Origin of the sequence: Stenotrophomonas maltophilia group sp. Smal13, assembly GCF_030236855.1 — a bacterium.
Taxonomy (GTDB): domain Bacteria; phylum Pseudomonadota; class Gammaproteobacteria; order Xanthomonadales; family Xanthomonadaceae; genus Stenotrophomonas; species Stenotrophomonas maltophilia_A.
The window spans coordinates 1-21,629 of sequence record NZ_JASJSQ010000082.1; the positions used below are offsets into that span (position 1 = coordinate 1).

Consider the following 21,629-nt stretch of genomic DNA (forward strand, 5'->3'; position numbering starts at 1 on the left):
TATTGGGAACGTTCCCACTGATCATTTCAATGTGCACTGCACAAAAAGCCAATAGTCCTTTGGCGTTAGCATTGTCCTGAATGGCCATCCGGCCTCGAACAGTGAAAGTTTCCGGGAACGGTTCCAATGAGCATCAGCATCAACGACGTCGCGCGCGTGGCGGGGGTCTCCAAGTCCACGGTGTCGCGCGTGCTCGGCGGCGGCCCGGTCAGCGAGGCCGTGCGTGGCCGGGTGGAGGCGGCGATCCGCCAGACCGGCTATCACCCCAACCTGCAGGCACGGCGCCTGCGTGCCCGGCACACCGGCATCATCGGGCTGATCGTGGCGGACATTCGCAACCCGTTCTTCACGGCGCTGATCCGAGCGGTGGAGGAGGTTGCCTATCGTGAAGGCCTGCGCGTCACCCTCTGCAACACCGACGAGGACCCCGAGCGCGAGGCGCTGTATCTGCAGTTGATGCACGAGGAGCGCATCAGTGGACTGATCTTCGCGCCCACCCGGACCACGGTGGGCCGGCTGGAGCGGCTCACACTGGACTATCCGACGGTGCTGGTGGACCGCGCCGCACCCGGCGGGTCGATCGACAGCGTGGTGCTCGACAATCCGGCCGCGATGGCGGGCCTGGTCGAGCATCTGGTCGCGCGCGGCTATCGCCGCATCGGCGGCCTGTTCGGCAGCACCAGCACCACGGCGGCCGAGCGTCGCGACGGCTATCTCGCTGCGATGCGTACACATGGGCTTCAGCCGGATTACCGCGAAGTTGAGCCCACGGCTGAAGCGGCCATTGCAACGGTCGATCAGTGGCTGGCCGGCCCATCGCGGCCGGAGGCGCTGGTCGCCAGCAACAGCCTGCTGCTCATGGGAGCGTTGAAGGCCGCCCGCAGTGCAGGCCTGGCAATTCCGGACGCGCTGGCGCTGGCGGGCTTTGACAACGAACGCTGGACCGAACTGGTCGAACCGGGCATCACCGTGATCGAACAGCCGGTCGAAGAGATGGGGCGCGCAGCGATGTCGCTGTTGCTTGAGCGCCTGCGCGCGCCGGAGCTGCCGGTACGCCGGCTGGTGATGACCGGCCGGTGCGTGGTGAGGGGATCAACGGCCCTGCGATGACCTCGCGGCTGTTTGCGGCCGTCCATCGATGGATACCCTCGCGTACATGTGGGTCATGGCTACTCCTTCGCCCGGCCCCATTCCGCCGATGATCGTGGCCAGTTTTACGAACAGGCGTCGCACGCATGGGCGCAGCATGTTCAGCTCAATCCTCGGACGTCGTCTGGCAGTTTCGATTCCTGGCGGACGATGTGATCCCGGGATGACCGCCCCGGAACGTAAGCGCACTGACAACGGCCAGGGCACAGGCACAAGCGCCCGCGTAAACCATGGCCAGTCGGTAGCCGAAAAGCAGCGACTGATGCGCTACGTCAAGGGACACTGCCTGGCCAGTGGCCGCCAGCTCATCCAGGTGCGCAGTACCTGCGGACAATCCCTCCGCAAGCGACCGCAGATGCGAAGGGTCACCGCCGGGCAGGTTCGTTTCAAGTGCGTAGTAGGTACCTTTCACCAGAATCAACCCCACCACCGCGATGTTGATGGCCAGGCTGATGAATCTGGCGCTGGTGTCCATGCCGGATGCCATGCCGGCGCGATCGCTGGGCACGGAACTGGTCGTCGTGTTGGTGACGGGCGTATTGATCACGCCCAGGCCCGAGCCTGCAAGAATGCAGCCTGGCAGCAGGGTCAACCAGCTCGCGTTTTCCGCGCCTGCACCGATCGCCATCATGAGCATCCCGCCGCCCATGGCAAACATCCCAGCGGGGATCACGCGCTCAGGCCCGAAGCGCACAGCGAGACGCTCGCCGTAAGGCGGCAGCAGCAGCGACGGCAATGTGTATGCCAGGACAGACAGGCCGGTCGCGATGCTTGAGTAGCCAAGTCCGTGCTGGAAGAACAGTGGCAGGTACACCATCAGTGGCCAGAAGCTGAAGTTCATGCCCATCGAGCCCAGCAATGCGCCCGAGAAGCGCCGGTTGCCGAAGATGGAAAAATCGAACATCGGGTCCGGCACCCTGCGCTCGACCGCGATGAATACCGCCAGGCTGATGACGGCAACCAGAGCGGCCGCCATGGAAGAGGCGCTTGCAAGGCCTGCAGGAATGCCCTGGGTGATGTACCAGGTGAAGGAAAAGACGGCCACTGACAGCGAGACGATTCCTGCAAGGTCCAGTTTCCGCTGGCTTGGCGCCCACGATTCCCGGATGCCCAGAACGGCGAGAGCCGTCGCGCCCACTGCCAGGGGCGCATGCACCAGGAACACCCAGCTCCAGCTGCTGATGACAACAACGCCAGCACCAATGACCGGCCCGAAACCCAGCCCTATGCCAAAGACCACGCCCCAGATGCCAAAGGCCTTGGCGCGCTGTGCGGAGTCACTGAACTGATGGGAAAGCACTGTAAACACGCAGACCAGCATTGCGCCTCCCGCCGCACCCTGCAGCGATCGAGCCACGATCAACGCCGTTCCGCTTCGAGCAAGACCGCAGGCCAGGGATGTGATGCCGAACAGCAACAGGCTGATCACGAAGATGCGCTTGCGCCCGTACCGATCCGCCAGTGCGCCAGCGGCCATCAGCACCGTCGTGCAGGCGAGGGTGTAGGCATTCATGATCCACTGCAGGCCGCTGAAGCTGCTGCCAAGCTCTGTCTCCAGAATCGGCAGGATGACTGGCACGCTGGAGATTTCCAGCCCGAACATCAGGGAAGCCAAGCACGCCGCAGAAAGCGTCAGGCGGTCTCGAGCAGCAGGTGAAAGGGAAGTCATGGGTCTCCTCAGGCAGGTCCGGGATCTGGCGCACTGCCGGGGCGACTGCAGCTGCGCGTTTCAAGTGAGCGGCCATCTTGGAGGGACTTCCATGATGATAAAAATGATTTGATTTAATAGAATTGATCAATATTCATCATGGATTGCCCCGGTGTTCTTTGACCCCGACCTGCTGCGCGCCTTTGTCGCCGTCGTAGAGACCGGCGGCTTCACCAAGGCGGGTGAGCGCATGAACCTCAGCCAGTCCGCCATCAGCCACCAGATCCGGAAGCTGGAAGAGCAGGCGGGCAGCGCCTTGCTGAAACGGACCACGAGAAGCGTGACACTCACCGAAGACGGCGAAGACTTCCTGCGACATGCCGAGCAGATTCTTGCTGCCCAGAGCCTGCTGGTTCGCCGGTTCCAGAGGGCTCCCGTTACCGGGGCAGTGCGCCTGGGTGTGCCGGAGACCTATGCCGGCGACCGGCTGACCGCAATGCTGTCGCGCTTCTCCCGCAGGTTCCCCGCGGTGCGGCTGGATGTGGCCGTGGAGTCCTATGGGGCGCTGAACGAACAGATACAGGCGGGAACACTCGACCTGGCGGTGAACCTGTTCCTGCGGGAGGACGTTGAGTGGCCGGTTCTGAGGCGGACACGTTTCGTCTGGGCCATCGGTTCGGGATTTGAGCACGAACCGGAAAAGACGCTGCCACTCGCACTCGCGCCCAGCCCGTGCATGCACCGCGACGTGTGCATCGGAGCACTTGTTGAAGCCGGCCTGGAATGGCGCGTCACCTTTACCTCGGCGAACCAGCAGGGCCTGCGATCGGCTGCAAAGTCCGGGCTCGCCATCACTGTCGCTCTTCAGGATGACATCCAGGATGGCCTGATGATTGCGGGCAGTGGACTGGGCCTTCCTGTGCTCCCCGCAGCGAGCTTCCGGCTGATGCGCAGTGCAGCCGTGCGGACGCCTGCGATCGAAGCGTTGGAGGAACAATTGCTTCGCGCAGGCGATGGCGCGTGTTCGGTCCGCGCACTCGGCGCGGTGGGCTGAAGCGCAGCGCACGCACATTCCAGACCAAGCAGTCCATAACCGGCCTTCCACGTCGAAGTAGCATCGACGTTTGGAGCATTGAGCACTTCCGCTGAATGCGTTCGGTCTACGGAAGCTATTGGATGAACATGAAGCGGACGACGGCGGGCGGCCCCGCTCCCGTGCGCGGTGATCGGCGGGATACCGAGATCCGGAACTACGTGATGAACCTCGGCCCCCAACATCCTGCGGCACATGGGGTACTGCGCCTTGTGCTTGAGATGGATGGCGAGACCGTTGTGCGCGCGGATCCGCATGTGGGCCTGCTGCACCGGGGTACCGAGAAGCTGGCGGAGTCCAAGCCCTTCAACCAGTCCATCGGCTACATGGATCGGCTGGACTACGTATCCATGATGTGCAATGAACACGCCTACGTACGTGCGATTGAAACCCTTCTGGGAATCGAGGCACCCATCAGGGCACAGTACATCCGCACGATGTTCGATGAGATCACCCGTATCCTCAATCACCTCATGAACATCGGAACGGGCGCGCTGGACCTGGGCGCCATGGCCGTGATGCTCTATGCATTCCGGGAACGCGAAGAGCTGATGGACTGCTACGAGGCGGTATCCGGCGCTCGAATGCATGCCACGTATTACCGGCCCGGCGGTGTGTACCGTGATCTGCCTGACCAGATGCCGAAGTACAAGGAGTCACGCTGGAAGAAGGGGAAGGAGCTGCGGCGGCTGAACGCCGCGAGAGAAGGGTCACTGCTCGATTTCATCGAGAATTTCACCCGCGAATTCCCAAACCGCATTGATGAGTACGAAACCCTGCTCACCGACAACAGAATCTGGAAGCAGCGCACGGTGGGCATTGGCGTTGTGACCCCGCAGCAGGCCATGGACTGGGGCATGACCGGGGTGATGCTGAGAGGCTCGGGCGTGGCGTGGGACCTGAGGAAGAAGCGCCCCTACGCGAAGTACGATGCCGTTGACTTCGACATTCCGGTCGGCAGCGCCGGTGACTGCTATGACCGCTACCTGTGCCGTGTCGCGGAGATGCGGCAGTCCAACCGCATCATCCGGCAATGTGTCGACTGGCTTCGCGCCAACCCCGGCCCGGTGATGGTCCAGAACTTCAAGGTGGCGCCGCCGTCCCGGCAGGAGATGAAGTCCGACATGGAAGCGCTGATCCATCACTTCAAGCTCTTCAGCGAAGGCTACCAGGTGCCGGCAGGTGAGACCTACGCAGCGGTCGAGGCGCCCAAGGGCGAGTTCGGTTGCTACCTGATCTCCGATGGCGCCAACAAGCCGTTCCGGGTGCACCTGCGTGCTCCCGGCTTCGCTCATCTCTCTTCTCTGGATGAAATCGTCAGGGGCCACATGCTGGCGGATGTCGTCGCCATGATTGGCACCTACGACATTGTGTTCGGCGAAGTGGATCGATGAGGAACCGGCTCAGCCCACACATGGGCTGAGCCACGCTCCGGCGGCCGCGAAGGGAACAGCCATGTGCAGCCTGATCAGGTCTTCCACGGTGCGTGCCCCGCCCATCTCCAGGTCGAGGATGCCGGGCTCCAGGATTGATCCCAGCAGAACACCGACCGCGATCGCATGAAGGCTGCGCGCCGCAGTGGCTGTATCAACGCCCTCACGGAGCTGGCCCAGTGCTCCTGCACGCTGGTATACAAGCTCCAGCATGCGGATCTCCGGCATCGCGCACGCCGCGAGCACGTCGCCTATGCCGCCCAGCTCATGTGATGCACCAGAGCGCAGCAGAAGCTCAACCGTTCGGCGAACGCGTGGGGTGCGGCGCGTGTGATCAAAGACCCTGAGCAGGTCCGCAAACAGAAGCTTGAACGGGTCACTGCACTGCCGGATGGCGGCTTCCCGCAGTCCTTCGGGTGCATCTGGCCGCCCTCGCGCGGAAAGTTCACCCAGCAGGTTCTGACGGGACCCGAAGTGCCAGTAGATCGCGCCGCGCGAATAGCCGCACTCGGTGGCGATCAGCTCCAGCGTGGCGCCCGCGGGCCCATGGCGCAGCAGGCACACCAGTGCGGCATCGAGGATCCTCTCACGCGTGGCGTGTGCGTCCTCCCTGGTTCTTCTAGCCATGGCACGGTTGCATCCCTGCTGTTCGATGAGCGCGCGACCGCGCGTCCTGATCGTCCTTAGACAAGGCGATGGGACGGACCGTGGCCACAGCGCTGCACCGGGATCTGCGGCGTTTGAACGTCGATCTTCGGTTCATTGGCTGGGGCAGGGCTGGACAGTGAGCCAAGCCACAGACCATCGGCAGCGAGACGCGCAGACTTCAGCGCGGGATCGTCGGCCTCGGACGGCTCGGTGGCCAGCTTCTTCTTCATCCACTCGATCCACTGCGACGCGGATACCTGGGTCAGGTCCAGGCGGATGATCAGGGCCGAGAGCATTGCAACGTCGTGCCGCCTGCAGCCCTCGACCACCGATTCCACGTAGGCGTGGGTGAATGCGCCGGAGCGGAGCCCGTTGGCACGCATTCTCCGTTCTACATCCTGATTGAAGTTCTGCAGCCAGCACGAGAAAGTGGCGTCGATGAGATCCTGCTTGCAGTAGAAGTGATGGAACATCGCGCCACGGCTGACGCCCGAGCATTCGAGAATCTCACTGACGGTCACCGAAGACCGGCCATTGCGGACGATAAGCGCTGCCGTTTCGCGGATGAGTATGCCGGGCACACGCACGGACGAACTGTGGGTAGCGTTCAAGAGAGTTTTCCTCATGTAGCGGGCGACGAACGATCCGCCAGGCCGGTACGGCCTGGCGGGTTGCCGTTCGAGCCAGTCAGTGATGCGCCGCGGATGCTTCGCTTTCGGCGCTCTTCCGGGAAGCGATGGGCCTGCCGATTTCAATCTCCGGGTCCCCCTTCTCGGGCTGCCATGCCCCCAGCGCCAGCTGCACCTGCACGTGGGCCATCAGCAGCCCGGCCTGTGCCGCCGCAAGCTCTCTGCGCGCCTTTTCGTGCAGCGCCTGCTGCTGCAGGCCGGCATCCTTCGGCTCGATTCCGGCGTCCACGCGGGAAGAGGCATAGGCCGAAGATCTGCTGCTGAGTGCCTCGGCATTTACTGCCTGCTGCATCCTGACCTGGGAACTCGTCCACGCATGCAGGGAGTCCTCACTCTCCTTCAGCGCCGTCAGCACGGTCTGCTCGAAGGCATGCCAGTTCTGATCACTGCCGGCGCGAGCGGCTTCCTCCCTGGCCTTCTTCCGGCCAAAGCTCAGCCACTCCCACTGAAGCTCCGGGCCGGCCGAGAAGCGCTTTGCACTGGAATCGCCCAGCGAACCGAACGGTGCAAGGATGCCGCCGAAAACATTCAGCGTGAGGCGCGGAAGGTGCGCGCGCTCGGCGAGTACGACGTTGCCAAGGCTTGCTCGCAGTAGTGCATCGGCCTTGGCGACGTCCGGCCGCCGCGCCAGGAGGTCGGTCGGCTGCGCAAGCGATGCAAGATCCGGTGGGGCCGGCAGTGGAGCCGGGGCCAGCAACGCCTCCCAGGCGTCATCCTGCGCGGTCGGCGAGCGGCCTGCAAGAACCGCCAATGCGGCCCTGTCCGCCTGCAGCCGGGTAGCGGTTGCCGCCTCCTGCGCCACCAGTTCGGCGTGTTCGGATTCGACCGCAAGTGCCTCCCTGCGATCGACCAGCCCGGCCGCATACCGGGCCTTCACACGCACAACGCGCGCCTTGCTCAGCTCAACCTCCCGCTCAAGAGAGGACAGGTTGATCTGGTCCATCCTGAGCAGGAAGTAGTTCTTCGCAACCTCGGCCTGGAGCACTGCGGCAGCTGATCTCGCGTCAGCCGCCGCGGCATCGGCCTTGCGATCGGCCATGGCTGCGGCGGTGCCAATGCGCCCAAACAGGTCCAGTTCCCAGGAGAACATCTGTCCAGCGGACAGCAGCCTCTGGGAAGGCGGCCGGGGAAGATCCTGGCGATAGGGATCCGCTTCGATCTGGGCGGACTGCATGGCTTCGGCCTTGACCTGCAGCGCACCGCTCGGCAGATAGTCCTTGCGCGCCGCGCCTGCCAGCGCCCGCGCTTCCACCACGGCGGCAAGGGCAGACTTCAGGTCATGATTCCCGCGCATGGCCAGGCTGACCAGCGCATCCAGGTTGGGGTCGGAGAAGTCCTTCCACCATTGCCTGTTGGGCGTCCCGGGCAGGACATCCGCATCCAGCGCCGCCGGCGTGGGGGCCTGGCCCACATGATGCCGGGCTGCGGCGTCAGGGATCTCGGTCCTGGGAGCCACAGAGGCGCAGCCAGAAGACAGGGCCACAAGCACAGCAATCGACAGGCAGGCAACTCGATTTCCAATAGCCATGATCATGCCTCCTCGGTCGGGTGAATGCGGTAGAGCGCGGCATACAGCGCTGGAATGAGACCCAGCGTGATCAGCGTTCCAAGGGCGAGGCCGCCGATCATCACGATCGACATGCTGGTCCACATGGAACCGCCAAACAGCAGCAGCGGGACAAGGCCGAGAATGCAGACCATCTTGGTCATGACGATGGGGCGCAGGCGCTTGGCCGCAGCCTCTTCAATAGCCTGGAGAGGAGGCAAGCCATCGCGCTGGCCTTCGTCGATCGCATCGATGAGCAGAATCGCGTTGTTGACGATGATGCCGGCAAGTGCGAGCAGCCCAAGTGTTCCGATGAAGGTCAGGCTGGTGCCACTCAGTTTGAGTGCCAAGGTCGCGCCGATGACCACGAACGGAATGCTCGCCAGGACGATCAAGCTCTTGCGGATGCTCTCGAACTGCCATACGAACAACAGGAACATGGCAGCAAGGCAGAGCGGGAGCAGCTTCTCGATGCCTTCGTTGGCACTCTTGCTCTCTTCGATCTCGCCACCGAGTTCAACCCGCACGCCCTGCTTGCGGAATTCGGAAAGAAGTGGCTCGACCTTGTCCGCGATCCCCTGGGCCGTCAGCTCGGAGCTCTTTGCAAGCACGGTGACCGCGCGCGTCTGGTTCACTCGCTGGATTGAAGACAGCTGCGGCGCCAACCGAAGCTTGGCCACCTGGCCCAGGGGCACGCTTCCGCTGCCATCCGCCTTCTGGATCGGGAGTGCCTCAAGCTGGCCGATATCCGTGCGCAGTGCCGCCTCTCCGCGGAGGATGACCGGGAGAACGGTGTCGCCCTCACGATAACGGGAGATCGTTGCGCCGGTCAGCAGCATGTCCATGCTCTTGGCGATGTCCGCGCTGCTGATGCCTGCGGCCTGGGCCTTGGGCTGATCGACGTCCACATCAAGCTGGACAACCTGGCGTTCGGCATCGCTGGATACATCCACCATCCCCGGCGTGTCCTGCAGCGTGCGCAGCAGCTTCTCGGCGGCAATCCGATGTGCGCCGTCGCTGCTGGAGATGCGGAACGTCGCTACGCCGGCATCCGAAGACCCCATCGAGAACCGCTTGGGCTCCACCCGCACATCAGGGAAGTGTGTAGCCATCACAGAACGCAGCCGCTCAATGGCCGCTTCATGCTTGACGCCCTTCGCAAGTGACAGCACGGCATACGCGCGGTGTCCTGCAGGAGTAGGGGGATTGAGTGCCAGAATGAAGCGTGGGCCACCATCGCCCATGTACAGGGCGTGGCTGGAGATCTCCGGAACGAGCTTCTCGTCGGCCAGTACCTTGCTGATCTGGTGAGCAACCGCCATCGTATTGGCCGGACTGGAATCCGGGGACAGCTCGATGGCCATCTGCAGCTGATGGCGCTCGGACGGCGGCATCAGCTCATTGGGGACAGTGGTGAACAACCAGCCGGAGGTTGCCAGCAGTGCAACCATTACGCCGATGTAGATGGCCTTGTGCCCCAGGATCCAGCGGACCTTGCCGCGGTACCAGCCCGTCAGCCGCTCGACCGCGCGTGCGGTGCGGCTGAGTTCGGCATGATGATGGGCAAAGTACTTGCACAGCAGCGGAATCAGGGTAACGCCGATGACCAGCGACAACAGCAGCGCGATGGCCATCACGATGCCGAGGCTGCGCAGATACTCGCCGGTTTCCGTGCTGGAGATGGCCAGCGGCATGAACGCGAGGATGATCGCCAGCGAAGAAACCAGAAGCGGCACGAACATCGTGCTGCCTGCGTGAGCGGCAGCCTGGTCCGGCGACTCACCCAGCGAGAGCCGCCGCTCCATGTCCTCGGCAACCACGATCGCGTTGTCAACGAACAGGCCCAGGGCAATGATGATTGCACCCACCGAGATCATGTGCAGATCGATGTTCAGAATCTTCATGATTGCCATCGTCCCCAGCACCGTGGTCGGCACGATGGCGCTGACAATCAGGCCGGTCCTCATTCCAAGGAACAGCACGACGACCGCCATGACGATGGCCAGGGTCTCCAGGAAAACCTTGGCAACACGCAGCAGCTGGGTGGAAACAACCTCGGCCTGATCCGTGATCTGAACAAGCTGCATGCCGGCCGGCAGCGTTTCCGAAAGCCGTTCAACGTCGCCGCGCAACAGATCGGCGAAGCTGACTACGTTGAGTCCTGGCGCCATGGAGACCGCTATCACCACGGCCGGCGTGCCATTGACGAATGCGCCCGTCATCGGCGGGTCCTGGGTCACCCGTTCCACTCGCGCAAGGGCACCCAGCGGCACCGAGCCACCCTTCGGCAGCGGTATCGGCGTGCTCTTCAACTGGGAGGGGTTGTCGGCGTCACCGCTCACGTTGAGCGTGATCTCCGAACCTCCGATCTCGACGTAGCCCGCCGGCGCAATCACATTGCGCCTGGAAACCGCATCGGCAATCACATTGGGGTTGAGCCCACGCGCAGCCAGGGAAGGCACGTCCAGGATGATCTGGACCTGCTCGTCCCTCACGCCGTGCAGCGAGACACGTTCCACCCCGGGCAGCCGGAACAGTTCATCGCGCAGGCGGCGGGCTTCTGCCCGGAGCTCGCCTGCGTTATAGCCATCGCCGGTCAGGCCCATGGTCATCACCGCAACCCGACCGAATTCGTCGTCCACGACCGGGCCAATCGTTCCCTCGGGAAGCTGGCTCTGGATGTCCCCCATGCGTGAGCGCAACCGTTGCCACACGATGGGAATTTTCTCCGATTCCACGGTGGGATAGAGATCAACGTAGGTGAACGCAAAGCCTGGACGGACAGTCGTCCGGATCCGCTTGACCTCCGGCATGCCACGAATGCTCTCCTCGATCGGGCGAGCGACCAGCTGCTCGACCCGGTCCACGCCGGCGCCCGGCATGAAGCTGAGTACCGTCGCCGTGCGAATGGTGATTGGGGGCTCTTCAGTGGACGGGAAGTCGAGCGCCAGAATGAGGCCGGTGAGGACGATCGCTACGATCGCCAGCAGGGTCAGGCGGGGACGCGCCAATGAGAATGAGGAGAGGCTCATTGTTCTGATCCCATCTTCATGTCGACAGGCTTGATCTGCGTGCCCGGGCGGATGGCCTTGGCACCCGCAACCACGACGCGCTGACCGGCGGAAATCTGCCCGCTCACCTCGATCCAGTCACCGTGATACTGACCCAGATCTACCTCCGCCAGCTCGGTCGTCTTGCCATCCTTTGCCAGCCGAAGCACCTGGCCCTTGCCGCCAACGGCAGACGGCAGAACAGCCCGAAATGGCACTTGAAGCCTGGCTGGGCCTGTATCCGTTCCTGTGATCCGGACCGACCAGGTCGAACCCACGGTCGCCGCCTCGGGCACTGCGATGTATGCGGTACGCACGCCGCCTGCATCAACACGGCCGTCGACACGGAGCACCTTGCTCGCCACGGTGTCCGAGCCGCTGATCAGGTTGACCACCTGCCCAACAGCCAGGGGAGCAGTGCCCGGAATCGCGACAGACAGCTCGCGGCCCGCACCATCGACCTGGATGGCAACAGCGCCGGGGCCCACGGACTGTCCAACTTCAACGTTTCGGGCAGCCACGACTCCGTCAAACGTTGCCTTCAGCGTGGCTTCCCCTTGTGACCAGCCGGCGAGCTCGTGCTGCGCGCGGGCATTGCGGACGGCCGCATTCGCAGCCGCCAGTTCGGCCTTCGCGGCGGTCATCTCCGCCGGGCTGAGCGCATCAGCCTTCTGCGCAACATCCAGTCGCTCGACGCGTCGCTGGACCTCGTCCAGTGCGGCCTGCGCGCGTGCGACGTCGCCGGCAGCGGACGCCTCCTGCGCTGCAAAGGGGACCGGATCCAGTCGAGCAAGCACCTGTCCCTTGCGTACAACGTCACCCGGTTCAACAAGTACCGCGGAGACCTTTCCCGAGACCGGGAAGGACAGCTGTCCTCGCTGCGTGGCACGCACGGTGCCGATGTAAGCGCGCTGATCGCCAGCAGCCTGTCGAACGGAGGCGACATACGCGGTGCGGGCTTCTGCCGTCCCGCTCTCTGGTGTATCGGAACATCCCGTCATCGCGGACAGGGCAATGGCCAGCGCGCTGAGACGAGGCACCAATGACCAGGTCATATGGGTTTTCACGTTCGATTCCTTGTATGGGTGGTCAGTTCCACAGACCAGCGAGGTGTGGTCAGGTCTGCAGGCGGCGTAAATTTAGGGGGACACCTGGACCACGAACAGGACACTTCCGGACATGCCGGGGCTCGTACAGGTCATCTGGGACAGGCGGCGCACTCAAAGCGGCCATCCGGACAACGCAGTCCCACCTGAAGCCAGTCAGTCACATCGACGCTGGATCATCATCCGGACCCATCAGGAGCATTACCGGACACGCGGGGGGCCGTTTAGGCCACGCGTGGTCTCCTGCATTGAAATCAGTCCCCCACGGGATGACTATGGGGACTGCGAAACGCTCCTTCGAAAACGTGATGGCTGCCATCTCCAAGAATCTGCCGACCTCCATGGACTGGCGTGAGCCCGGTGAGGAACTCGCGTTGGACGCGACGTCTCTGAACCCCTCCGACGATCCAGGCTCAACGCACGAATCGCAGATCGCAGAAATCGTGCCGACCGGAGCCAGGGCCATCCTTGGGCTCGTTGAAGAACGGGGTTTCTCGCCGGAAGAGCTATGCCGCGGGCTTGGTTTCACGTACCGCGATCTCTCGATGAGAGATGTAAGGCTGTCCTACAGACAGATGCGCAAGCTGTTCATGCGCGCAGAGCGATTGCTGGACGAACCTGCATTGGGCCTCGCCCTGGGAGCCCGGCAGACACCCATCTCCTGGGGTGTTCCCGGCCTGGCGATGCTCACCTGCGAGACCTATGGAGAAGCCCTGAACTATGGGCTCAGCCACCAGCAGGCAATCGGCGCCATGCTGATTCACACGATCGAGGAAGCGGGTCGTGAAATCCGGATGGAGGTCCGATTCCGGCGCTTTGATATCCAGCTGGAATCCGTTCTTGTGGAGGATGCATTCGCTGGGTTCGTCGCCGTCAGCAGGTACCTTATTGGCCCCTCGTTTGCACCGCTACGGGTCGACTTTTCCCTACCCAAGCCCTCCGATCCGGACGTCTACCGGCGGTTCTTCCAGTGCCCGGTGCGCTTTGATGCAGGGATCAACCGCCTGACCTTCGACTCACACTGGTTGAGTGTGCGGCTGCCAGGCTTCGACCGGATCAACTCGAAGATCGTACGCGACCAGCTCGACACGCTGCTGCCAATGCGGGGCGTGCGCAATGAAATTGTCGAATCGCTGTCGAGCCACCTGCGGTGCGACATCGAGACGACCACCCGGCAGAGCGAACTCGCAAGCCTGATCAATGTAAGCGAGAGAACGCTCAGGCGCCGGCTCAATCGCCAGGATTCGAGTTATCGGGAACTCCGCGATGAGGCCCGGTATGAGCGGGCCCGCGATCTCCTGCTGAACTCAGAGTTGAGCATCGCCGAAGTTGCAGACGCGGTTAGATACTCCGACGCCCGTGCATTCCGCCGCGCATTCAAGCGTTGGGCGGGTTGCCTGCCAACCGAGTTCCGGGAATCCAGGTAGACAGCATCCACCCTGGTTCCAGTACGGCGGGTAGCCATCGGTAGAGACCGGGCCACCCAATGACGTCGGGGCTGCCGCCGGGCCGTGCTGCCGGTGGTGGTTGCGCGTCTGTAGTCCATTGCACCAGTGCGTGTGCAGTCCTCTCCAGCCACCCCTCCTTCACCTGGGTAGAACCATGAAGCGCATACGGCTGTTTGAATCGAAACTCGCGGCGAGATTCCTTGAGGTCGATCGATTGGCGCGGGAAGGCGCCACGTTGAAGAACGTGGCTGAGAACATGCGCACGATCACCATTGCGGTGACGATGCTGATCGTGGTGGGGCTGCTGATGGACGTTCCGGCGTCCGTCATTCGTGTGGCGGCCATCGCATGGGGGTGCTGGGCACTGGTCTATGCGCTGCTTGCCGCAGCACAAGCAGGACTTCTCTTTGTCCTGCTGCTTGGCGAGGTGGCCCTGTTGAAGCACATCCTCATCCGAATTGGATTTCTCAGAGGCGCCATTGCCACAGGATTCGCGGTGCTTGTCGTGATCATCATGGCAGTGTCGTGCGTGCTGTTCGATCCGAAGCACATGTTGCATTGGTGATTGCCGACACCCTGCAATCGTCGGGCCTGCATTCCGGACCGGCCAAGGCGAGCCCCGCACATGGGGGATGTTCGACCTCGATTGATTCCGTTCCACTCAACCTGCGAAAGTCATGCACTCTGCAATTCCCTGCTGCCGTAGTCATTCATCAGGCGGCGATCGAACTGCCACTCTGGCCAGAACATCCGGTTCCGGACGCGTCGCGAAAGGCAGCTTGTGGCGGCGGGTTCCGCGGCTCCTCGCAGGAGTGGGAATGCTGTTGCTGGCCGCATGCAGTCCGGTGCATGTGGTCAGGTCAAACCAGGCCAGGACCTATGCAGGTCTCAGCATCCACGGGGAGCGTCGGATGGAGATCCTGCCAGCGGGTAGCACGCACGGGCACTTCCAGACGGTGACTCTCGCCCCCGTCCTGCTGATGCCGGAGGTGGCTGCAACGCTGAGCCCGGGCGTCGGTGATCGCCTCAAGGCTGCCGTAAGCAGTCAGCTGCAGCGGCAGATCGACAGGCGCCTGGGCTGGAGTGGGGCAGGGCGGCCGGGAACGGGGCTGTTGCTGCTTGCAAGGATCACCTCGGTGAAGGAGGTGTCTGTCGGCCTGAACATTGCCACATCGGTCCTGATGGGACCGGTGAGCAAGGGGCAGCTTTCCCTCGAGATCGAGGCGATCGACGCAGGCACTGGCAGGCAGGTAGCACTGCTGCTGCTCGCCGACGAAGCCGATATGAGGGACATCCGGAAAAGCTACACCCCGGACGGTCACGCCAAGGCGCTTGCAGGCCGGTTCGCGATTGAGGCGGTGGAGTTCATCGCGCCAATGGTGCGATCACGGCAGCTTCCCGGAGAGCGCAACTGCCGTGCGCTTCACCCCGGTTCCCAGGCCTCATCCGAACCGCGGCTGCAGGAAAGGGAGGGGGGAGGGAGTTCCAATTGCAAATGACTCTCACTACACTTGCGACATCCCACTCCTTCCGCCGCCTATGGCGGCCAGAACTCCGGCTCCCGACGTGAATTCCCCGCCCCACCTGTGCAGACCGCTGGCATTTGCCCTGAGGGTGATGTGTCCACGCTAGGCCGGGGCACGGGCAGCAACGCGGATCGGGCCTCGTCCACGGAGGCGGGCATTCCGGAAGACGCCTCGCCAATGGGCGGGAACCTCCTTGCGAAAGCCTATGCCCGCTGGCGCGGGCCCATTCTGCGCAGCCTTGCGCGTGTCAGAGGTGCGGACGGTGAGGACGCCCTGCACGACGGTGCAGTCAAATGGCTGGCGGCAAACCCTGCACTGGCCTCGTGCGACCAGCAAGGCGCCTATTTCCGGCGAACGGTGATGAACACCGTGGCCGATGAGTATCGTGAGCACACCGCAGGCCGCCGTCTCCAGACCCTGCCACTGGCAGATGCCGAGGATGCGGGCCAGGCCATCACCAGCGATGAATCACAGTGCCCGTTGCAGTTCAGCGCCCAGCGGCAGCGCCTGGAACGCCTTCGAGAGGCACTGGCCGAGCTGCCGGAACGTCAACGCGAAGCCTTCGTGCTCTGCCGCTTCGATGGGCTGACCCAGGAGGACGTGGCCGCTCGCATGCAGATCTCCCGCCGCATGGTGGTCAAGCACCTGTCGCGAGCGGTTGCCTACTGCGAAGTGCGGGTACGCTATGCGTCTCTGGCACAGATGCAGGAACTGCATCGTCCGACCAAGGCGGGCGAGGCGTTGGCGCCTGCCATCGATGCTGATTTTCCCTGCCGATGACCGATCTCCCTTCTCCCGCAGGTTCCGACCCGTTTGCCCTGCATGAGGCGGCGGCCGCGTGGCTGGTACGGCGGCAGGATGCGGACTGGCAACCGAAGGACGAGGCGGCCCTGCAGCACTGGCTGGCCGGGAGCGAAGCACATCGACAGGCGTTCGCCGATGTGACCAGAACCTGGCACGACCTGGGCCAGCTGCCACGCCCCGTACTGGCCTCGGACGCGCATACGGTGATCACCCCAGCAGTACCTGCACCTGCCGCTCTACGGCGGGGCAGGGCGGCGCGGCGTGCACGATCGTGGCGCCTGCCACGCGTTGCGGCGGCTGCGGCCGTGGCGATGCTGGCCTTGGGGTACGTCGGCTACGGTTGGTACGCCGCGCCCAGCTACGTACAGGACGTGGCCACCGGCGCGGGCGAGATACGTGATCTGCAATTGCCGGACGGCTCACGGATTTCGCTCAATGCACGCAGCACGCTGGCCGTGCATTTCTATCGATCCCGCCGTGAAGTGGTGCTCAGCCAGGGCGAGGCATTCTTCGAGGTCGCCCCGGCGGCCGACCGGCCCTTCACCGTGGATGCCCAGCGCAGCCGGGTGACGGTGGTCGGCACGGCCTTCAATGTGCGCAATGGGCCGGGCGAAGTCGTGGTCAAGGTGCTGCATGGGCACGTGCGAGTACAGCCGGATCGCGCCGAAGGTGCCTCGCCGGTCAGCCTGCGCGCCGAACAGGGCCTGGCCGTTACCACGCTCACCGCTGCTTATCGCCCCATCGCCGCAAGCGCAGACAGCATTGGCGGTTGGCGCAATGGACGCCTGGTGTTCCGGCGCACCCCGCTGGACGAAGTGGCGCAGGAGGTCGGGCAGTATCTGGGCCATCCCGTCACGTTGGGCCAGCCAGGGCTGAAGTTCCTGCCGGTCTCCGGCTACGCAGCCACCGATGCCCCGGCCACCTTCCTGGAAGCACTGCCGGATCTGTTGCCGGTGCAGGTGACCCGCAATGCCCAGGGCGGCTATCGCATCGACGAACGGCCTGTGACCCGCTGACGCCGGAGCGAATATTTCTTCCGGCGCGGGTTCCCACCCCACCGCTATTTTCCGTTTACCCCAGTGAGGCCAGTAGCGGCCAAGCATGATGGAGCGGTAATGGGGTACATGAAGATCAAGCGCGCACTTGTTGCTGGCGCGTTCTCTACGGGGGTACACGCCAAGCGGCTGCCGTTGCTGGCACTGTGCATTTCCAGCGCGCTGGCAGCGCCGGCCATTGCACAGTCGCAGCCGGCTGCACGCGTGCAGTTCAATATTCCGGCGCAACCGCTGGATGCCGCACTGCGCCGCTTTTCCGAGCAGTCCCGGCAGCAGGTGCTGTTCAGCGAATCGGCGGTGGCGGGCCGTCGCGCTCCGGCCTTGACCGGCAGTTACACGCCGCAGGAAGCACTGGCGCGCCTGCTGGAGGGCAGTGGCGTGCGTGTCAATGCCACCCGTCCGGGCGTGTTCACCCTGGCCCAGGAAGCAGCAGCGCCTGCGCGCAGCAAGGATGCCCAGACCACCCTGCAGACGGTGAACGTGACCGCCAATGCCCCAAGCGATGGCGCTTACACGGCACGTGAACTGAGCCTGGGCAAGCTGGGGCAGAGCATCCGCCAGACCCCGCAGTCGGTCAGCGTGATCACCCGCCAGCAGCTGGACGACCGCAACCTCACCACGCTGGACGAGGCCCTGGCGCAGACCACGGGTGTGACCAAGACCGCCCGCAACTTCGGCAACCACAAGTTCTCGATCCGCAGCTTTACCGTGGACGACAGCAACTATCTGGTCGACGGCGTGGCCGGCATCGTCTATGCCCCCGTGGGTTGGCTGCCGATCGACACCGCGGTACTGGAGCGCGTTGAAGTGCTGCGCGGTGCTGGTGGCATGATGCTGGGTGCAGCCGACCCCAGCGGAGCAATCAACATGGTGCGCAAGCGCCCGCGCGACCAGGCTCATCTGGATCTGGCCGCAACCGTGGGCTCGTGGGACAACTACCGCGTCGAGGTGGATGGCGGTGGCCCGCTCAATGCTACCGGCAGCGTGCGCGGCCGACTGGTCGCCGCCTATCAGGACCGAGACTACTTCCAGCGGGGCACCTCATCGAAGACGCCGGTGGCCTATGGGGTGATCGACGCCGATCTGGGCACGGATACCACGCTGACCTTCGGCCTGCGCCATCAGGCCAGTGACACCGACGGCTACTGGCTGTTCGGCCTGCCGCGCTACACCGATGGCGGTGCGCTGGACATCAAGCGTTCCACCTCGCTCATCCAGGACTGGAACCGGCAGGAGGGCTCCGTCGACGAAGCCTTTGCAGAGGCGGAGCACCGCTTCAACGAACGCTGGAAGGCACGCCTGTCGGTGAACCGCACCGAGTCGGACCTGGACCAGCGTGTTGCAGTTCCGCTGGGCGGGGTGGACCGCGCCACCGGTATCGGTTCGCGCTTCTATGACATCTATTTCAACCGCTCGCGCGTGCGCAGTGATGGCATCGACCTGCACACCACCGGCAGTTTCGACGCCTTCGGCCGCAGCCATCAGCTGCTGCTGGGCGCCATGTGGTCGCGCCAGCGTACCCGCCAGAGCTCGGCGGACCTGGCCATCGACGTGCCGATTGATGTCTACGCACCCGACCACAGCGCCATTGCGCAGCCGCTGCAGCCCGCGTGGGACTGGTCAGAAAACGCCCGCGCCCAGCAGAGCGGCGTGTACAGCAACCTGCGCCTGCAGCTGGCAGAACCGCTGCACCTCACGCTGGGTGGCCGGCTGAGCTGGGTGAAGTACCAGTCCAGCGATGGCTTCACCGGCGCCAAGAGCCGCGACTACGAACAGAAGCACGAATTCACCCCGTACGCCGGCCTTGTCTACGACCTGGGTCCGCAATGGTCGGTCTATGCCAGCTACGCCGATACCTTCCAGCCGCAGAGCTCGTACGTCACCGCGTCCGGCTCGGTGCTGGATCCGGCCATCGGCGCCAACTACGAGCTGGGCGTGAAGGGTGAGTTGAACGATGGCCGCCTGAATGTCTCCGCCGCGGTGTTCTCCATCCGCAAGACCGGCAACGCCGTGGTGGACGAATCCGACCCGGGCAGCTGCCGTGGCTCGCTGGCGTCGTCCGATTGCTACCGCAATGGCGGCAAGCTGCGCAGCAAGGGCTTTGAGCTGGAGGCCAGCGGCGAACTGGCGCCGGGCTGGCAGATGATGGCGGGCTATACCCACGTCACCAGCCGCGACGATGAGGGCGCGACCATCAGCGCCGAGACGCCTCGCCACCTGCTGCGCCTGTCGACGTCCTACCAGCTGCCGGGCAAGTGGAACGCGTTCTCCGTGGGCGGTGGTGTATCGGCACAGAGCAGCTATTCCTATCCGGCCTACGACGACCCGGACTGGCGCATGGGCGCAGCGGGACGTGCCGTGTGGGACCTGCGTGCCGGCTACCGGATCAATCCGCGCTGGAGCGTGGGCGTCAACGTGGCCAACCTGTTCGACACCCGCTACTACGCGATGATCAGCCAGATCCGCCGCGGCAACTTCTTTGGCGAACCCCGCAATGTGATGCTGACGCTGCGCGGCTCGCTGTGACCTTCCGCAACCGGCGGGGCAACGGCCTGCCCGCCACGGGGCAGGCATGAAAGCGGGCTTTCGGCAGAGCATGTCGTGGCTGCACACCTGGTGCGGCCTGACCTGTGGCTGGCTGCTGTGCGCGATCTTCCTGACCGGCACGCTCAGCGTGTTCCGTGAGCCGATCACGCGATGGATGGAGGCCGGCCCCGTGCCAGCCTCCTCGCCGGCGGTGGACACCGCAACGCAGGCGGTACGTGCGCAGCACTGGCTGGCCGCCAACGCCGCCGATGCCCGGGCGTGGCAGATCCGTTGGCCTGCCCAGCCGGGCTGGACACTGGAGCTGTCATGGGAGGGTGGCGACGGCACCGCGCACGAACGCTGGGTGGATACCAGCACAGGCATGCCACGGCCTCCACCTCGCCTTCGGGAAACCGAAGGCGGGCGCCACTTCATGTCCTTCCACTACACCCTGCACGGCGGCATGGCCGGCTACTGGCTGGTGGGCTGGATCACGGCCTGCATGCTGCTGGCGCTGGTGTCCGGCGTGGTGGTGCATAAACGCATCTTCAAGGATTTCTTCACCTTTCGCCCGGGCAAGGGACAGCGCAGCTGGCTGGATGCGCACAACCTGAGTGCCGTGCTGACCCTGCCGTTCCTGTTCATGATCGGCTACACGGGGCTGACCTTCTTCTACAGCAGCTATCTGCCGTGGCCGGTGCATGCGGCCTATGGCGATGCCGATGACGCCTATGCGCGCTACGAAGCCGAGCTGGCGCCTGCACAGCCGGCTCCGCCAGGCATCCTGGTATCCACCGCGCAACTGCCAGACCTGCGGCACCTGCTGGCACGCGCGCAGGCCATCAGCGGGCAGCCGCCGGCATTGATCGTGATCCAGGCGCCCGGCACCGTGCACAGCGTGGTGGAGGTGATCGGCCGCAAGCCGGAGGGGGGCGCGGACAGGCATCTCCTGACCGAGGCCAGCCGGGCGGCGTTCGATGCTGCCAGCGGCACGCTGCTGCAACAGCATGGCGCACATCCGCATGCCATTGGCGCCGTACAGGTGCACGAAACCATCGAAGCTCTGCACAAGGCCGATTTCGGCGGCTGGCCGATGAAGTGGCTGTACTTCATCAGCGGCCTGCTGGGCACGGCGATGATCGCCATCGGCACGCTGCTGTTCTCCATCAAGCGGCGCAAGCGCAGCGAGCATGAGTTCGGCGCGGCCACGGCGGGCATCTACCGCTGCGCGGAAGCCTTCAACGTAGCATCGCTGGCTGGGGTGGCACTGGCAAGCATCGTCTACCTGCATGGCAATCGGTTGCTGCCGCTGGAAATGAGCGATCGCAGTGCTTGGGAAATACGCATTTTCCTTTTGACCTGCGTGGCCTCGGTGCTACACGCACTGTGGCGCCCACCGCGCCTGGCCTGGATCGAGCAGTTGTGGCTGGCCGCAGCACTGTGCCTGGCGCTGCCGCTGGTGAATCTGGCAACCACCGGGCAGGGGCTGCTGATGTACCTGCAGCGGGGCGCATGGCAGCAGGCCGGCGTGGAGCTGGTCGCACTGGCATTCGGGCTGATGCTGGCAAGAATGGCCCTGATGCTGCAGCGCCGTTGGCCCCGGGCGCAGGAGGCGGCGCGCCCTGCCAAGCCTCCGGCCAGGCGGGAACCGGCCTATCGCTGGCAGGTGGCGAGCCGAGTGCTGGCCGCCTCGCTGGGCGGATACCTGTTCACCGCCGTTACTGCCACGGCACTGGCGTTGTTGTTGCCCGTGCTGGTGGGGGTGAGGACGTCCGTTTCGGTCCTGGCCAGTTCACTGCTGGGGTTCGTGTTGTTGATTGCCGTTGCTGTGGGCGTTTTCAGCGCCCGTAGTGTTGGGCGGGTGTGGCTGAGTCTGCTGGCGGGGAGTGCCTTGATGGGGGTGTGGGT

The 21,629-nt window shown here is 64.3% G+C and carries 16 protein-coding genes; 10 read left to right on the forward strand and 6 right to left on the reverse strand.

Features of this window, described 5'->3' with window-relative positions:
- Nucleotides 1–126: 126 nt before the first annotated feature.
- The gene (locus QRO95_RS20175; protein WP_110712379.1) at nucleotides 127–1,110 is read left to right on the forward strand and encodes a LacI family DNA-binding transcriptional regulator; all 984 of its coding nucleotides are present in this window, start codon (nucleotides 127–129) and stop codon (nucleotides 1,108–1,110) included.
- A gap of 145 nt (nucleotides 1,111–1,255) precedes the next feature.
- Here the strand turns inward: QRO95_RS20175 and QRO95_RS20180 are convergent, their stop codons facing one another.
- Nucleotides 1,256–2,818, reverse strand: coding sequence for an MFS transporter (locus QRO95_RS20180; protein ID WP_197615174.1), 1,563 nt, complete (start codon nucleotides 2,816–2,818; stop codon nucleotides 1,256–1,258).
- 151 nt (nucleotides 2,819–2,969) lie between these two features.
- Here QRO95_RS20180 and QRO95_RS20185 point away from each other — a divergent pair, with 151 nt between their 5' ends.
- Both QRO95_RS20185 and QRO95_RS20190 read left to right on the forward strand, forming a co-directional pair.
- On the forward strand, nucleotides 2,970–3,851 hold the full coding sequence (locus tag QRO95_RS20185) for a LysR family transcriptional regulator (protein ID WP_121503304.1): 882 nt from the start codon (nucleotides 2,970–2,972) through the stop codon (nucleotides 3,849–3,851).
- 128 nt (nucleotides 3,852–3,979) lie between these two features.
- A complete protein-coding gene (locus tag QRO95_RS20190; protein WP_285303339.1) occupies nucleotides 3,980–5,284 on the forward strand; it encodes an NADH-quinone oxidoreductase subunit D in 1,305 nt (434 codons plus the stop codon).
- Nucleotides 5,285–5,293: 9 nt separating this feature from the next.
- On the opposite strand, the gene QRO95_RS20195 is transcribed toward QRO95_RS20190, so the two are convergent.
- From QRO95_RS20195 to QRO95_RS20215, 5 genes are all read right to left on the reverse strand, one after another.
- Nucleotides 5,294–5,950 (reverse strand): TetR family transcriptional regulator, encoded by a 657-nt coding sequence (locus QRO95_RS20195; RefSeq protein ID WP_285303322.1) that lies wholly within the window; start codon nucleotides 5,948–5,950, stop codon nucleotides 5,294–5,296.
- A gap of 56 nt (nucleotides 5,951–6,006) precedes the next feature.
- On the reverse strand, nucleotides 6,007–6,558 hold the full coding sequence (locus QRO95_RS20200) for a TetR/AcrR family transcriptional regulator (protein ID WP_285303323.1): 552 nt from the start codon (nucleotides 6,556–6,558) through the stop codon (nucleotides 6,007–6,009).
- A gap of 100 nt (nucleotides 6,559–6,658) precedes the next feature.
- Entirely contained in the window at nucleotides 6,659–8,194 is a 1,536-nt protein-coding gene (locus QRO95_RS20205; protein WP_285303325.1) for a TolC family protein, read from the reverse strand.
- Nucleotides 8,191–11,238, reverse strand: a complete 3,048-nt coding sequence (locus QRO95_RS20210) for an efflux RND transporter permease subunit (RefSeq protein WP_121503300.1) — start codon at nucleotides 11,236–11,238, stop codon at nucleotides 8,191–8,193. The genes QRO95_RS20205 and QRO95_RS20210 overlap by 4 nt, the downstream gene beginning before the upstream one ends.
- Complete coding sequence (locus QRO95_RS20215; RefSeq protein WP_223276796.1) at nucleotides 11,235–12,323, reverse strand: efflux RND transporter periplasmic adaptor subunit; 1,089 nt, start codon at nucleotides 12,321–12,323, stop codon at nucleotides 11,235–11,237. The genes QRO95_RS20210 and QRO95_RS20215 overlap by 4 nt, the downstream gene beginning before the upstream one ends.
- A gap of 347 nt (nucleotides 12,324–12,670) precedes the next feature.
- Here QRO95_RS20215 and QRO95_RS20220 point away from each other — a divergent pair, with 347 nt between their 5' ends.
- The 7 genes from QRO95_RS20220 to QRO95_RS20250 all read left to right on the forward strand — a co-directional run.
- Nucleotides 12,671–13,789, forward strand: coding sequence for an AraC family transcriptional regulator (locus QRO95_RS20220; RefSeq protein WP_285303329.1), 1,119 nt, complete (start codon nucleotides 12,671–12,673; stop codon nucleotides 13,787–13,789).
- 175 nt (nucleotides 13,790–13,964) lie between these two features.
- Nucleotides 13,965–14,375 carry a hypothetical protein gene (locus tag QRO95_RS20225; RefSeq protein ID WP_012511082.1) on the forward strand — a complete coding sequence of 137 codons (411 nt, stop codon included), beginning with the start codon at nucleotides 13,965–13,967 and terminating at the stop codon, nucleotides 14,373–14,375.
- Between the two features lie 253 nt (nucleotides 14,376–14,628).
- A complete protein-coding gene (locus QRO95_RS20230) occupies nucleotides 14,629–15,309 on the forward strand; it encodes a DUF3313 family protein (protein ID WP_285303331.1) in 681 nt (226 codons plus the stop codon).
- Nucleotides 15,310–15,513: 204 nt separating this feature from the next.
- On the forward strand, nucleotides 15,514–16,116 hold the full coding sequence (locus tag QRO95_RS20235; protein WP_285303341.1) for an RNA polymerase sigma factor: 603 nt from the start codon (nucleotides 15,514–15,516) through the stop codon (nucleotides 16,114–16,116).
- Complete coding sequence (locus QRO95_RS20240; RefSeq protein ID WP_285303333.1) at nucleotides 16,113–17,156, forward strand: FecR domain-containing protein; 1,044 nt, start codon at nucleotides 16,113–16,115, stop codon at nucleotides 17,154–17,156. Before QRO95_RS20235 ends, QRO95_RS20240 begins: the two co-directional genes overlap by 4 nt.
- A 108-nt stretch (nucleotides 17,157–17,264) precedes the next feature.
- Nucleotides 17,265–19,721 (forward strand): TonB-dependent siderophore receptor, encoded by a 2,457-nt coding sequence (locus QRO95_RS20245; RefSeq protein WP_285303335.1) that lies wholly within the window; start codon nucleotides 17,265–17,267, stop codon nucleotides 19,719–19,721.
- A 46-nt stretch (nucleotides 19,722–19,767) separates the two neighbouring features.
- On the forward strand, nucleotides 19,768–21,629 hold a 1,862-nt coding region (locus QRO95_RS20250), incomplete at its 3' end, for a PepSY domain-containing protein (RefSeq protein WP_285303337.1).

Coding starts and splice junctions, on each gene's coding strand:
- QRO95_RS20175 (WP_110712379.1), top strand. CDS start 127: ATGAGCATCAGCATCAACGACGTCGCGCGCGTGGCGGGGGTCTCCAAG.
- QRO95_RS20180 (WP_197615174.1), bottom strand. CDS start 2,818: ATGACTTCCCTTTCACCTGCTGCTCGAGACCGCCTGACGCTTTCTGCG.
- QRO95_RS20190 (WP_285303339.1), top strand. CDS start 3,980: ATGAAGCGGACGACGGCGGGCGGCCCCGCTCCCGTGCGCGGTGATCGG.
- QRO95_RS20195 (WP_285303322.1), bottom strand. CDS start 5,950: ATGGCTAGAAGAACCAGGGAGGACGCACACGCCACGCGTGAGAGGATC.
- QRO95_RS20205 (WP_285303325.1), bottom strand. CDS start 8,194: ATGATCATGGCTATTGGAAATCGAGTTGCCTGCCTGTCGATTGCTGTG.
- QRO95_RS20210 (WP_121503300.1), bottom strand. CDS start 11,238: ATGAGCCTCTCCTCATTCTCATTGGCGCGTCCCCGCCTGACCCTGCTG.
- QRO95_RS20220 (WP_285303329.1), top strand. CDS start 12,671: ATGGCTGCCATCTCCAAGAATCTGCCGACCTCCATGGACTGGCGTGAG.
- QRO95_RS20225 (WP_012511082.1), top strand. CDS start 13,965: ATGAAGCGCATACGGCTGTTTGAATCGAAACTCGCGGCGAGATTCCTT.
- QRO95_RS20230 (WP_285303331.1), top strand. CDS start 14,629: ATGCTGTTGCTGGCCGCATGCAGTCCGGTGCATGTGGTCAGGTCAAAC.
- QRO95_RS20235 (WP_285303341.1), top strand. CDS start 15,514: ATGGGCGGGAACCTCCTTGCGAAAGCCTATGCCCGCTGGCGCGGGCCC.
- QRO95_RS20240 (WP_285303333.1), top strand. CDS start 16,113: ATGACCGATCTCCCTTCTCCCGCAGGTTCCGACCCGTTTGCCCTGCAT.
- QRO95_RS20245 (WP_285303335.1), top strand. CDS start 17,265: ATGAAGATCAAGCGCGCACTTGTTGCTGGCGCGTTCTCTACGGGGGTA.